This window comes from Pseudomonas sp. WJP1, assembly GCF_028471945.1.
Lineage (GTDB): Bacteria > Pseudomonadota > Gammaproteobacteria > Pseudomonadales > Pseudomonadaceae > Aquipseudomonas.
The window spans coordinates 3912764-3926724 of sequence record NZ_CP110128.1 but is presented as its reverse complement, the minus strand read 5'-3'; the positions used below and the strand labels follow the sequence as shown (position 1 = coordinate 3926724).

Genomic DNA, 13961 nt, shown 5'->3' with positions numbered 1-13961 from the left:
GGCAGAAATCGAGAGGGCGCAATTAAACCACAAGAGGGTCGATCTTGAGTGAAACCCCGCCGCCACAGGTCGCCATGCGGCAGCGGTCCCAGTGTTAGATCGTGTTGAGTTTCACCAGGACATCCGCGCCGATGTAGCCGTTGCGGTTTCGATCAAGCGCCAACTGCATGGCTTTGATATTTTCCAGATAGACAGGTCGGTTGGTCGCCAACTGGCTCAACAATGAAGTCGTTATGGCAAACGAGTCTGCGTTTTTCAAGGCGGTGGTGCTTTTGAGGTATACCGGCGGGTATTTGCCGGGAATCGCTGGCGCATGACCGGAGGCGAGGTTCAACAAAGGGCCTACGTCCAGTTGTTGGTAACCTTTCTGATAAATATCCGGGGCCAACGCATAGTTGAAATCCCGGGTGTCGGGCGCGCCGTGAAACATTTCGTGAATCAAGCCGTCAGCCGTGGTACCTGAATTGAAAAACTCCTTGCGGTAATTATCATTAAAGTTGTGAATGTTTATTCTGATAAATTTTTTGCGCGCTGCTTCACTGTGGCTTGCGGCCTGCCATTCCTTATACCAAGTGGTGTTCAATGACGCGAGCGCCTCGGTGTTTTTTGAACCATCAAAAATTACATTGTTGAGACTGACCTTTGAAAAGTCTGCTTTTACTTCATTCAAATAGGCGAGGTATTGGCTACGTGTCTGGGGTGAGGCGTCCCCCAGAAGTAGCTTGAGCACAAGGTTTGCATCATCGTTTGACGCAGTGTCCGACAAGACACTGAGAGCACTGTCTACTTTCTTGCGCGCCAAAGGAAGGCCTTCCTTGATAACACTTCTGGCATAGCTTTCAGGCATGAATTTGTAACGGATTGGATGGAGTTTTATTGTCGACTCGAAGTTGTTCAGTTTTTTACCCCACGGCTGGCCAAGTCGGTTGAGAGCATACCAATCGTCATTTTTGCGGACAGCGGCAAATACGAAAGTATCGGCGGCGCCATCAAGGGGGCGCCATGTGCCTTGTGCCACGTCAATTCGCTGTGCTGCCTTGATCAAGTCGTATGAGTCAGCGGCACCGTTAAGCTTTCGAAGTTGATGGGTGGCATTTTCCAATGAGTGCAGCCCCAGCTTGCCAATGCCCAGTGCACCTTTTTTCAGATACTTTCCGGCGCCATAGAGTAGTTCAGGTGTGCCATCCAAGGGGTTGAACACCGAGTTGAGAAGTACAAGGCCGGTCTTCGCCAACGCTCTTGATTTTGCTCCGATAGAGGCTGCCTTGCCGATCATGCTAACGGCCTTTGCGACCACGCCGACAACCAGTAATACGTTGACGGCGAGTTCAATCGTGCAAGCCAGTACACTGCCTCTATTGCGGTCTGGATCGTCTGAAGTAAGGTCCTCGTAGCAGCTCTTGAAAGGTACGATGATATTGATGAAGGTGTCGAAGTAGTTTTCTTCCCTGGCGAGCTTGAGCTCCAGTTCTGTTCGGCCTCTTGAATCTTCTATCAGTTCTTCGTATGTCCAGACAGGCCGATGTTTCAGGATAAAGTCCACCAGCGAGTTGAATTGCCCGCTGTAAAAACTCTTGCAATGACCTTGCTGTGTTTCTCTCGATTTTTTTCCAGTGCGAGGTGGTGTGCCCAGCTTGTCGATGACGCCCTGACTGGATAAGGCGACGCCGTGGGGAACGCCATGGGTGTAGCGTTCGATGTCGGTAGGCAACGTAAGCAGGGTAGCTGCTTTGCTCAAGCTATTGATGTGACCGGTAAAGTCCAGCCTGGCGGGTTGCTGTAGCAAGTTTTCTTTTTCTATCAGTGCTGCCAGTTCCGGGTTTTCCCGACATTCTCCTTGTAATGTGAACAACTCATAACAGTACAGCCGCCCTTCATGGTTCGAACATAACACCAGACCATAGCGGCCCGTAGCGGCATCCTTGTCTTTCTGCTTTTCCTGGAGAAACATGTCTGGAGGCTGGATAACGGGAACCGATGGGCGGAGTGTGAATAGGGTGATTTCTCCGCACAGCAAGCGAGCGCGGTCAATGGGCGGTAATCCCGATAAAACGAGGTTCACCGTTGTGGCCATCGCTTTTGCCAATGGTGCATAGGCTTGGTCAAAGCGACGCTTGAATACGCCTTCCGTAGAAACCAGGCCAGGTAAAAGGTGCGGGAAGCTCTGGTAAATGCTTGTGCCTTTTCGTACATCCCAATTGCTTGTCCCAAGATGATTGGACATGTTGAGCTCGACCATTGACATGGCCAATGGCTCGAAATTGTTGAACTCATGAGACCCGCGTCGTTTCTCGTAGAGTATTTTTTCCTGCAGGAAGTCGCAGCCCGGCACGATATGCTGGAGTATCTCCAGTGATATCGCTTTTCGGGTGGGTAGTGCAGTGGCCAAGGTTCTTGCTGTCTGTGTGTAGAGATCACCGAATGCCTGATAAGCCGCGATGGCAGACTCGACGGCAGCCGGGTAATGATTATTTACGCTGTCGAGCGCAACAATGCTGTTCAGTAGGGCCCAATCAATGATGGGGTCAATCGCCAACACGCTGTGCAGAATTTCCAGATCCTTGTTGACCGGCTCAATTGCCTCCAGTTGCATGACATCGCAATAGGTCATCGTCAGCGCAGACCCGATTGCGTTTGCTTCTGCCAGGGCGACACCCCGACAGAAGGCGATCCATTCGGATGTTCCCGCGAGCAGAGAATCGGGTAGCTCTCGAACCAGAAGCTCTGGGGCCTTGCCTGCCAATAGCAAGTAGGCAGCTAATGTGGTGGCATATGCGGGTACTTTATGGTTGGCCTCAAGATGCCTTTCAAAGTCGAAGATGATGTCTTGTGCTGACTTTTCAATGTTTTCGGGCACGTAAGGATTGTAACCGGCCACATGGTTGCGCGGTTCGTCTTCGCCCGCTGCGGGGTAAATATCCAGAATGATGGCGGTCATCAGGACCTGCTGCGCGTACAGCTCAGAGATTTCTTCTCCTGCATTGGAACCGTACCAGCCGAGCGCATCGATATAGGTTTTAGACCAGGACTGCAAGAAGGGGGGTGTGCCCAACTCGTGCAGAAGTTCACGGCAGTTCGACAAGGTAACCGTATGCCCTTGGGATCCAAATGCGATTTCCCATAGTACTGTCAGGAGTTTTTTTTCGCGTCCGGTGAATTGATCCGTCAACGCTCGTATTGTTTTTCGCTCATCAAACGACAATTCGGGGGCTGCGATCATTCCCCAATAGTTATCGAGAGGAGGGCTGGGGCTGTACTCGAACTCTAGATGTTTAATCAGGTTTTTTATGCCCTTTACATCTTCAGGTAGATCGTACTCATGAAATGCTATCCACTGCTTCACACCGACAGCATCATTTGCAGAAACAACTCCCCCAATCGCTGCCGCGATTTCAGTGAGCGTCGCCAAATCATCCTTGAGCTCAGGATCAAGATTTATCGCGTTGGTGACGCGGTCTACCCGGTCATGAGGCCATACGAAAATCTGACCTGCGGTGAATACATAGAAAGAACCTGATTTAACGCCATGTTCTTCGAGAATACGTTTAAAGGCTGGCTTGTCCACCATTCGTTGCAACAGGACTGCTCCAGGTTGATGGGCTTGTTCGAAAGATGAGTCCTTCTGCACGGTGATAAATTCACCGTCCCAATATACAGGGATATCGTCGTCCTCTGCGGTGATACCTTTTTTAAGCAGTGTGAGAATGTGTTGTCGCTCGATCTCATCGCTCTTGATATTTTTTTCAGGGTCGCTAAGGATGCGATGCGGCTTGGAGAAACGCACAACAGAAGTTTTCGCAATGTCGGGGTTGTTCATTTATAAGTCCATTTCAGGTTTTGTTTTTAGGTGTGGTAATCCTCTTGTAGTCAGGGTAAGTAGGCAATTGACGATGTGTGAATGCTTGTTTCTTGCTTTCGAAAAGCGAAGAGCATTTGATTAATGTAAGGTTAGCCGCGCATTCAACCACAGTCGGCGCATAGGCGATGGGCTGTTGAGCCTGCGAGCGGCGACTCTTGATTTGCGCCACCCGTAGGCACCCACTCCTGTTTCAAATCACGCGAGTTGAATAATTCCGCTTATCTCCTGGTAATTGGTTATCTTGCCCCCTCGCGCCAAATTGGAGCTCAGCGAGAGTTGGTACCAATCGGTCGCTTGTTTGCAAATCAGTACATCCGTTGCCTGAAATAGTTCCCCAATACCTTCCAGGCGTGCAATTTTCACATCCGCAATGTTCAAAGACTTTACTGCGTTAAGCGCATCGAGCGTTCCGCTTATGGAGCGAATTTGCCGGGTGGCTTTTCCAGAGGTCTTGACACCTTTTCCGGTGATGAGTAATACGCCGTTTTTAGTGAGATTCCCGCCTTTTTTCATGAGGCTTGACACACCATCCAGCGGGTTGACCAAGCTCAATGCAAAACTGCCACTGAGCCTGACCAGTTTCACGGATTTCGAAAGAAGACTCCCGGATTTCAAGGCGACGTTTGCAAATTTCGACGCGACGCCCGCTGCAGAGCCAACAACCGCCAGCGCGTCGAGTGCGCATCCAACAACTCCGGATGCCTCGCGGTCAGGATCACCCGACGTCAGATCTTCGATGCAGCCCTTGAACGGGATAATTAAATTAAGAACCAGGTCAATATTTTCTTCGGTGTTCTGCCTGGCAGCCTCAAGGGGGGCTACACCATATCCGGTATCGTAAAGTTCTTCGTAGGTGGCCGGCGGGAAATGTTCAAGTAAAGTTCCTACAGTTTTGTTGGTTCTTAGGGAGAAGAAGGTTTCAAGTTGACTTCTGGTGCTGGGGGAACCAGGTGGGGCTTCATTTGATTGCCATAGTTTTTCGACGACCAGTTTATGGGTGACGTCCCTGACGGGCGCCGTCCCCTTCAGGTACGCGTCAATGTCCAAGGGCCAATCAAGGGCTTGCGCCTGCCATTGCATCTGGTCTTTATCAGCCCAAAGGCTGGGGTCGAAATATTCAATGGAGGTGGTCAGGAAAATATCGCCCAGGTCCTGGCGGCTGAAGCACTCGGCTCGCAGCGTAAACAGTTCGTAGTAATATTTCTGAGCGTCGTGCTCTGCGCAGATGATGACGCCATAGCGCCCCCTGTATTTATCCCTCAGCCGTTGTGTCTCTTTCGTTGCATGATCGGAAAATTTTTCGCGGACTGTGTAAAAGCTGAGAACGCCATATTCCAGTCGAATTCGATCTGTTTCAGGCATTTTTGACAGGGCGAGCTTTAGTGCGGTGACTGTGCCTTGCTGTATTTTTTCATAATAATCGCTGAACAGTTTGGTGTATAATACTTGAATATTTTGAAGTTTGTAGAAATAGGGTCTGGCCAGTGCCATTCCGTCATTATATCCAAGGGTGAAAATATCTGCGGATATGTCTGTTCCGGTCCAACCCTGATACATTAAGTCTCCTGACATGAATAACTCATGAATCGATATTGCTTTGTTTCTTGGCATGTCCTTGTGTAGGAAGTGTTTGTCGGTGAAGTAACCGCCATCCGGAATGGCTCTTTTAAGCTCGATCAAGGCGACTTCTTCCCGCGTCGGAAGTGGGGTGTTAAACGCATTGCTGCATTGTTCCAAAGCTTCTGTGTATTGATTGTAGTGAGTTTCGGTGGTGTAGAAATTATCAGTGGTGTATTCGCCTTCAGGGCTGTAGGGAATCAGCCCATTGACGGCGCCCCAGTTAAGCATGTGCGTTATGATGTCGAGGCCGAAGAGTTGCTCAAGTTGCTGATCGAATGGCCCTAAGTCAGCGTAAGACTGTACTTGTTCGTAGGTCATCGCACGTGATGACCCCGGGGCAATGGTTTCGATCTTTGCGACAGCGAAGCTATGCACGACCCACGCAGGCGAGCTGATTGTCATACTCTCCGGAATTTCCTTTACAAGGAATTCAGGCGCCTCATCACCTACAAGAATATGCACCGCCAGGTGAGCTGCCTTGGCATCAATCATGCCGTTGGCGACAAGGTGTTTTTCCAGATTCAGTAAAATTTGCGCAGGGTGAAGATCCGCGTTTGCCGGTTGGTAAAATGCGTAGCCCAGCACACGACCTTTGCTTTCAATCTCACCTATGTTCGGATCGATGTTCAGTACGATGGCTGCCATGAGGAGTTGTCGCAGATCCTCTTGACAAGGTGAATCATCCGAGTCTGTTCCATACCACTCCAACGCTTCAAGGCAGTCCTGAGCGAGATTTGAACCGATCATGCCTTCAATGAAATCGTTGATAAATTGAGCGGGGTCGTTGTTCAGATCCACCTGTGAGTGGATGTTTTGCTCGACCAGCTTATTCAGTAATTGGCCCGTATCACTTAGCCCGAACGTTGTCGTCGTGTTTTTGATTTTTTCGCGCTGGACAAGAGTCAATGCGGTCGGGGAAATTTCCGGGTCTTTAAGTATGTCGTAATACTTTCCTGTTCCTGGTAATGCAGGACGTCCTTTCTTGAAGAAATCCATGAGGTTTGCAAGCTGCTGAGCCGTAGATGGCATGGGGTGCCCATAAAATCTGATCCACTGTTCAACGTTGATCTGGTCGCAGCTGTATATGAAACCACCTGCGTTGTTCGCGTATTCGCTGAGCTCGTCCAGGTGTTGATTGAGGGTTTCATTCTCCTTCAGAAGGTCGTCGATTTGCATGGGCGTGCCGTCGACGATGATATATAGCTCTTTGTTCGAATTGCACACGTATGTGGTGGGTTCGGGCAGGCTGGATAATTCTTCCAGGCTTATGAAATCATCGCACTTCAACAGTTCATTAAACTTGGCTTGTCCCGCTCGATGAGCCAGTTCCAGCGAGCTACCAGGGGTGGTGGGGATAAGCAAGTTTGAAAGTTTAAATTCGGCATTGGCGTCGGGGAGATTGTTTACATATGCTTCCAGTGACTCGGTGATAAATTTTTTCTCTGCTTTGTTGAACGCCAGCAAAGCGCTAATGTCCGACTCAAGGTTGTCGAAAGTTGATATTTTTCGATAATCATATCTAGGGGTGTTCATCAATAAATCCTTTTTCTGATGATTGCGCAGGTCGGCGCGGGTTTATGAAATAAAAGGCGGCTGTTGGTTGTGATTGATGTCTATGACATTTTCGAAGCAGAGTAGGGCTGGCGACATAAAGATGGCCAGAGGGTATGTTGTGCTTTTTGTTTCCTTGAAGTGCTAGATGTTAACGCGGCCAGGTTTCTGGCCGGCTATAGCAAAGTAATCAACGCCAAGCGGATATTCATTTGCGCAGGATTGCAAGTGGCTCAGCCAAGGATGCCCTTGACCTTGTCCCGCAACTGATCGATGGAAAACGGTTTGCCAATAAGATGCATGCCTTCGGGCACTTCGATGTTTTCGGCATAACCGCTGGCGAACAGGATTGGTAGGGTGGGACGCAGTTTGCGCGCCTCGTTGGCCAGTTCCCGGCCGTCCATGATCGGCAGCCCGACATCGGTCATCATCAGGTCAATGTGCTGGCCTTGGTCCTTGAGGAACTCCAGCGCCTTTTCACTGCCATCCGCCTCCAGGACCTTGAACTCCAATTCCTCCAGTACGTCGACAATCAACATGCGCACGATGGCATCGTCTTCGACGACGAGGAGGGAGGGGGCGTTGGCGCTCATGATGGTGTTCTCTGAAGGGTGGGTGGGTTTTTCGCCGTTCAGAATCGCCGGCTCTCTTGCATGAGTAAGTGACGGGTCCCTACAAGTTCCCCATAGGCTATAAAAAGAAGGGGCGGCACGCGTATGGGCAAAGGATAACCGCTGCGTTGTGCATTTTGCGGCCAACCCTGTGAGAAAATTCGATTGGTGCGTCAGTTTTGGGGCAAACTCCTTGGTTTCATCCGTTCAACAAGGCTTGACTATGACCTCTGAGTCTTCGGTTGATGAGCAGCGATTTCGCAAGCTCCTGAGCCGCAACATCGGCCTGCCGCTGGGCGTCGGCGCCATCAGTGCGGTGTTTTTCGTGTCGCTGATCACTTACTTGCTGTCGACGATCCAGTGGGTCGAGCACACCGACCGGGTGATCAATAACGCCAATGAGGCGGTCAAGCTGACGGTCGACCTGGAAACCGGCATGCGCGGTTACCTGCTCACCAGCGACGATAAATTTCTCGAACCCTATGAAACGGCCAGACCACGCATCGCGGTCGTGCTCAGGACCTTGCTCGAACTGACCGCCGACAACCCGGTCCAGACCGACCGCTTGCACAGGCTCGAATCCCTGCAGCAGGAGTGGGCCGGTTACGCGCAATCGATGATCGAGCTGCAGCGCAGCAACGGTGACTACCGTGGGGCGGTCAGGGCCGGCAAAGGCAAGCGCCTGACCGATGAGATCCGCAAGCAGTACGAAGACGTGATCGACATGGAGCAGCAGTTGCGCGCCACGCGTAACGAGGAAGTGCGCCGTACCACGATCTGGAGCATCACCCTGTACCTGTTGTTCATTGCCGGTATCAGCGGGTTGCTGGCGTACATCGGCCGCCGCGACCTGGTCAATCTGTCGCAAAGCTACGCAGGGACATTGGCGGCGCAACTGGCCAGCGCCCAGCGCCTGGAGCAACAGGCCTGGCTGCGCAATGGCCAGACCCAACTGGCCGAGCAAGTGTTGGGGCAACTGTCGCTCAACTTGCTGGGCCGCAATATCCTGCAGTTCTGCGCGCAGTACCTGGGCACTGCCGTGGCGGCCATTTATGTGCGCGAAGAACACGGCGGTCTGCGTCGCGTGGCGTCCTACGGGTTTTCCCGCGAGCAGCAGGAGCGTGAGCAGCAGATCTACAGCGACGAAGGCATTGTCGGCCAGGTGGCGCAACAGGCCCGCCTGATTCGCCTGGACGATGTGCCCGGCGACTATTTCAAGGTCAGTTCCGGTCTCGGCGAAGGTTTGCCGCGCAGTGTGCTGGTGGTGCCGACCAGCGACGACGAGCGGGTCAATGGCGTCATCGAGCTGGGCTTCCTGCGCCCGCTGACCGACCGCGACATCGATTTGCTGGAACTCATTGCCGGCAATATCGGTACCTCCATCGAGGCGGCGCGTTATCGCCAACGTTTGCAGGAAGTGCTCGCCGAAACCCAGCAACTCAACGAAGAGTTGCAGGTGCAGCAGGAAGAGCTCAAGACCGCCAACGAAGAGCTTGAAGAGCAATCAAGGGTGCTCAAGGAATCCCAGGCACACCTGGAAACCCAGCAGGTCGAGCTGGAACAGACCAACGAACAACTCGCCGAACAGGCGCAGGTGTTGGCCGATCAGCGCGATGCCATGGACCTGAAGAACACCGAGCTCAACCAGGCCCAGGCCCAGCTCGAAGAGCGCGCCGAAGAATTGCAGCGTTCGAGCAAATACAAATCCGAATTCCTTGCCAACATGTCCCACGAGCTGCGCACGCCGTTGAACAGTTCGCTGATCCTGGCCAAGTTGCTGGCGGAAAACCCGCAGGAAAACCTGAGTGCCGAACAGGTCAAGTTTGCCGAGTCGATCTATTCGGCCGGCAACGACCTGCTCAACCTGATCAACGACATTCTCGATATCTCCAAGGTCGAAGCCGGCAAACTGGAGATACGCCCGGAAAACACCAGCGTGGCGCGCCTGGTGGACGGCTTGCGCGGGATGTTCCAGCCGTTGGCGGCGGACAAGCAGCTGGACTTCCAGGTCGAGTTGCAGGACGGTGCGCCAACCATGATGTTCACCGACCGCCAGCGCGTGGAGCAGATCATCAAGAATCTGCTCTCCAATGCCGTGAAGTTCACCGAGAAAGGGCGGGTCGCCCTGACCGTGACCGCAGCGCCGAACGAAGGCATTGCCTTTATCGTCAGCGATTCGGGTATCGGTATTGCCGACGATCAACAGGAAAGTATTTTCGAAGCCTTTCGCCAGGCCGATGGCACCACCAATCGGCGTTACGGCGGCACCGGGCTGGGCCTGTCGATTTCCCGTGACCTGGCCGCGCTGCTCGGCGGCTCGATCAATGTCGCCAGCACGCCGGGGCAGGGCAGCCAGTTCAGCCTGGTGCTGCCGCAGCAGTACGTCGAACCGGGTGATGAGCCCGTGGAGCCGTTGCGCGCCTCGCCGGTCCTCACGCCAACCCAGGCCGCCCCCAGCGCGATTGCGCCAGCGGTGGTCCCGGAGATTGCTCGGTTCGCGGATGACCGCCTCAAGGCACCCTTCACCGTGCGGTGCATCCTGGTGGTGGAGGACGAGCCGAATTTTGCGCACATCCTCTATGACCTCGCCCATGAACTGGGTTACCAGTGCCTGGTGGCCCACGGTGCCGACGAAGGCTACGACCTGGCCACGCAATTCATACCGGACGCCATCCTGCTGGACATGCGCCTGCCGGATCATTCCGGGCTGACGGTGCTGCAACGCCTGAAGGAACACGCCGAGACCCGCCATATTCCGGTGCATGTGATTTCGGTCGAAGACCGGGTCGAAGCGGCGATGCACATGGGGGCCATCGGTTATGCGGTCAAGCCGACCACCCGCGAAGAGCTCAAGGACGTGTTCGCGCGCCTGGAAGCCAAGCTGACCCAGAAGGTCAAGCGCGTGCTGCTGGTCGAGGACGACGACTTGCAGCGCGATAGCATTTCCCGGCTGATCGGCGATGATGACATCGAGATCACCGCCGTCGGCCTGGCGCAGGATGCCCTGGCATTGCTGCGCACCACCGTGTTCGATTGCATGATCATCGACCTCAAGCTACCGGACATGCTCGGCAACGATCTGCTCAAGCGCATGTCCACCGAAGACATCTGCTCGTTTCCGCCGGTGATCGTCTACACCGGGCGCAACCTGACCCGGGACGAAGAAGCCGAACTGCGCCGCTATTCGCGCTCGATCATCATCAAGGGCGCGCGCTCTCCCGAGCGCCTGCTGGACGAAGTGACACTTTTTCTGCACAAAGTCGAATCGCGGTTGTCCCATGACCGGCAGAAGATGCTCAAGACCGCCCGCAGCCGCGACAAGGTGTTCGAGGGGCGCAAGGTACTGCTGGTGGACGACGATGTGCGCAACATCTTCGCCCTCACCAGCGCGCTGGAGCAAAAGGGCGCTGTCGTGATCATCGGCCGCAACGGTCGTGAAGCGATTGAGCGATTGAATGAATTCGAAGACATCGATCTGGTATTGATGGACGTGATGATGCCGGAAATGGATGGTTTCGAAGCCACCACCTTGATCCGCAAGGAGGCGCGCTGGCGCAAACTGCCGATCATCGCGGTGACGGCCAAGGCCATGAAGGACGATCAGGAGCGCTGCCTGCAGGCCGGCGCCAACGATTACCTGGCCAAGCCCATCGACCTCGATCGCCTGTTTTCGCTGATTCGTGTGTGGTTACCGAAGATGGAACGTATTTAAGTGCAGAGCGATTATCCAGGAGAGCGAAGCAGCGAAATCGAATTGCGCTTGTTGATCGAGGCGATCTACCTCAAGTACAGCTACGATTTTCGCGATTACTCCGGCGCATCGATCAAGCGCCGGGTGACGCACGCCTTGAGCCAGTTCGAGTGCAACACCATCTCGGCGTTGCAGGAAAAGGTCCTGCACGACCCGACGGCGTTCATGCAGTTGCTGCAATTGCTGACGATTCCGGTCAGTGAAATGTTTCGCGACCCTTCGCACTTCCTGGCCATCCGCCGTGAGGTGGTACCGTTGCTCAAGACCTACCCGTCGATCAAGATCTGGATCGCCGGCTGCAGCACCGGCGAAGAAGTCTATTCGATGGCCATCCTGTTGCGCGAAGAAGGCCTGCTCGAGCGCACCATTATCTACGCCACCGACATCAATCCGCGCTCGCTGGAAAAAGCCAAGCAGGGGATTTTTTCCATGGAGAATGTCCGCGCCTACACTTCCAACTACCAGCAGGCCGGGGGCAAGTGCTCCTTTGCCGACTACTACACGGCAGCCTATGGGTACGCGATTTTCGACAAGTCGCTGTGCGAAAACGTCACCTTTGCCGATCACAGCCTGGCAACGGACAGCGTATTTTCAGAAACTCAGTTAATTTCATGTCGTAATGTATTGATTTATTTTAATAAAAAACTCCAGGATCGTGCTTTCGGATTGTTTCATGAGTCGCTTTGCCACCGCGGCTTCCTGGTGCTGGGCAGCAAGGAAACCCCGGATTTTTCAGCCTTCGGCAACCAGTTCACGCCGTTGGTCAAACAAGAACGGATCTATCGCAAATCATGAGCAGCGCAACGGGTTTACCTTCCATAGAAGCGATTGTGATCGGCGCATCGGCTGGCGGAGTTGAGGCGCTGCTCAACATCCTGGGTCCCCTGCGTGTGGGTTTCGGATTGCCGATCATCGTCGTCCTGCACTTGCCGGCCGAACGCCGTAGCCACTTGGCGGAAGTCTTCGCCCGGCGAGTGTCGCTGCCGGTCCTGGAGGCTATGGACAAGACCCCGGTGCAAGCCGGAACCCTGTATTTCGCCACGCCCGGGTATCACTTGTCGGTTGAGCAGGACCGCAGCTTTTCCCTGAGCCTGGAGGACCGTGTGCATCACTCGCGGCCGGCCATCGATTACCTGTTCGAATCCGCCGCCGATGCCTACGGTCCGAACCTGGCCGCGGTGTTGCTGACCGGTGCCAATCAGGATGGCGCCAAGGGCATGTCCCAGGTCAAGCGGCGGGGCGGGTTGACCATCGTCCAGGACCCGGACGAGGCCCAGGTCGCGACCATGCCCCAGGCGGCGCTGGATATTCTGCAACCCGATCACATACTCCCCATACGCGGCATCGGCCGCTTGCTTGTCGAGCTGGAACGAATCGCATGCTAAGTAATATCCAGGCCAAACTGCTGATCGTCGACGATCTGCCAGAAAACCTATTGGCACTTGAAGCGCTGATCAAGCGTGAAGATCGCATCGTCTACAAGGCGCTGTCGGCAGACGAGGCCTTGTCGCTGTTGTTGCAACACGAATTCGCCATGGCCATCCTCGACGTGCAGATGCCCGGCATGAATGGCTTCGAGCTGGCCGAGTTGATGCGTGGCACGGAAAAGACCCGCAACATCCCGATCGTGTTCGTCAGCGCCGCCGGTCGTGAACTGAACTACGCGTTCAAGGGCTATGAAAGCGGCGCCGTCGATTTCCTGCACAAGCCCCTGGATATCCAGGCGGTCAAGAGCAAGGTCAACGTCTTCGTCGACCTCTACCGGCAGAGCAAGGCCATGAAGCAGCAGGTCGAAGCGCTGGAGCAAAGCCGTCGGGAGCAGGAAGCGCTGCTCAAGCAGTTGCGCAGTACCCAGCTCGAGCTGGAGCAGGCGGTGCGCATGCGCGATGACTTCATGTCCATCGTTGCTCATGAAGTACGTACGCCGCTCAACGGTCTGATTCTTGAAACCCAGTTGCGCAAGATGCACCTGGCCCGGGACAACGCCGCGGCGTTCACCCTGGACAAGATGCACGCCATGGTCGATCGCGACGAGCGGCAGATCAAAAGCCTGATCCGCCTGATCGAAGACATGCTCGATGTGTCTCGCATTCGTACCGGCAAGTTGTCGATCCGCCCGACACACTTTGACCTGGCGGCGCTGGTTCGCGGTTTACTGCACAATTTTGCCCAACAGATTGAAGCCGCCGAGGCGTCGGTCAGCCTGGATGCCGAGCAACCGGTGATGGGCGATTGGGACGAATTTCGCATTGAACAGGTGATTTCCAACCTGCTGACCAACGCCCTGCGTTACGGCGCCAAGAGCCCGATCTCGCTGAAGGTGTACAGTGAGAACAATGAAGCGCGGGTGGAAGTCCGTGATTACGGAATTGGCATCAGTGAAGAGAACCAGCAACGGATATTCCAGCAATTCGAGCGCGTCTCGGCCAACAATGTCGCCGCCGGGCTGGGCTTGGGGTTGTTTATTTCCGAACAGATAGTTGCCGCCCATGGCGGTACCATTACCGTCGAGAGCCGGATTGGCGAAGGCGCCCTGTTTCGCGTTTGTCTGCCGCTGTAGGAAAACAGT

At 54.3% G+C, this 13961-nt stretch carries 7 protein-coding genes; 4 read left to right on the top strand and 3 right to left on the bottom strand.

What is annotated here, in order from left to right; all coding sequences use genetic code 11:
* Nucleotides 1-94 precede the first annotated feature (94 nt).
* The 3 genes from OH720_RS17465 to OH720_RS17455 form a co-directional block, all read right to left on the bottom strand.
* Nucleotides 95-3817 carry a hypothetical protein gene (locus tag OH720_RS17465; protein WP_272602200.1) on the bottom strand — a complete coding sequence of 1241 codons (3723 nt, stop codon included), beginning with the start codon at nt 3815-3817 and terminating at the stop codon, nt 95-97.
* 237 nt (nt 3818-4054) lie between these two features.
* Nucleotides 4055-7012 (bottom strand): hypothetical protein, encoded by a 2958-nt coding sequence (locus OH720_RS17460; RefSeq protein ID WP_272602199.1) that lies wholly within the window; start codon nt 7010-7012, stop codon nt 4055-4057.
* A 251-nt stretch (nt 7013-7263) separates the two neighbouring features.
* Nucleotides 7264-7623, bottom strand: a complete 360-nt coding sequence (locus tag OH720_RS17455) for a response regulator (RefSeq protein ID WP_272602198.1) — start codon at nt 7621-7623, stop codon at nt 7264-7266.
* 241 nt (nt 7624-7864) lie between these two features.
* Between OH720_RS17455 and OH720_RS17450 the strand changes: the two genes are divergently transcribed.
* From OH720_RS17450 to OH720_RS17435, 4 genes are read left to right on the top strand one after another with little or no spacing between them, the layout of a single operon-like run.
* Complete coding sequence (locus tag OH720_RS17450) at nt 7865-11353, top strand: response regulator (RefSeq protein ID WP_272602197.1); 3489 nt, start codon at nt 7865-7867, stop codon at nt 11351-11353.
* Complete coding sequence (locus tag OH720_RS17445) at nt 11354-12187, top strand: CheR family methyltransferase (protein WP_272602196.1); 834 nt, start codon at nt 11354-11356, stop codon at nt 12185-12187.
* The gene (locus tag OH720_RS17440) at nt 12184-12777 is read left to right on the top strand and encodes a chemotaxis protein CheB (RefSeq protein ID WP_272602195.1); all 594 of its coding nucleotides are present in this window, start codon (nt 12184-12186) and stop codon (nt 12775-12777) included. The genes OH720_RS17445 and OH720_RS17440 overlap by 4 nt, the downstream gene beginning before the upstream one ends.
* Nucleotides 12771-13952, top strand: coding sequence for a hybrid sensor histidine kinase/response regulator (locus tag OH720_RS17435; RefSeq protein WP_272602194.1), 1182 nt, complete (start codon nt 12771-12773; stop codon nt 13950-13952). Before OH720_RS17440 ends, OH720_RS17435 begins: the two co-directional genes overlap by 7 nt.
* Nucleotides 13953-13961 lie beyond the last annotated feature (9 nt).

What these genes read in the sequence shown, in the direction of transcription:
- OH720_RS17465 (WP_272602200.1), bottom strand. Translation starts at nt 3,817, where the DNA reads ATGAACAACCCCGACATTGCGAAAACTTCTGTTGTGCGTTTCTCCAAG.
- OH720_RS17460 (WP_272602199.1), bottom strand. Translation starts at nt 7,012, where the DNA reads ATGAACACCCCTAGATATGATTATCGAAAAATATCAACTTTCGACAAC.
- OH720_RS17455 (WP_272602198.1), bottom strand. Translation starts at nt 7,623, where the DNA reads ATGAGCGCCAACGCCCCCTCCCTCCTCGTCGTCGAAGACGATGCCATC.
- OH720_RS17450 (WP_272602197.1), top strand. Translation starts at nt 7,865, where the DNA reads ATGACCTCTGAGTCTTCGGTTGATGAGCAGCGATTTCGCAAGCTCCTG.
- OH720_RS17440 (WP_272602195.1), top strand. Translation starts at nt 12,184, where the DNA reads ATGAGCAGCGCAACGGGTTTACCTTCCATAGAAGCGATTGTGATCGGC.
- OH720_RS17435 (WP_272602194.1), top strand. Translation starts at nt 12,771, where the DNA reads ATGCTAAGTAATATCCAGGCCAAACTGCTGATCGTCGACGATCTGCCA.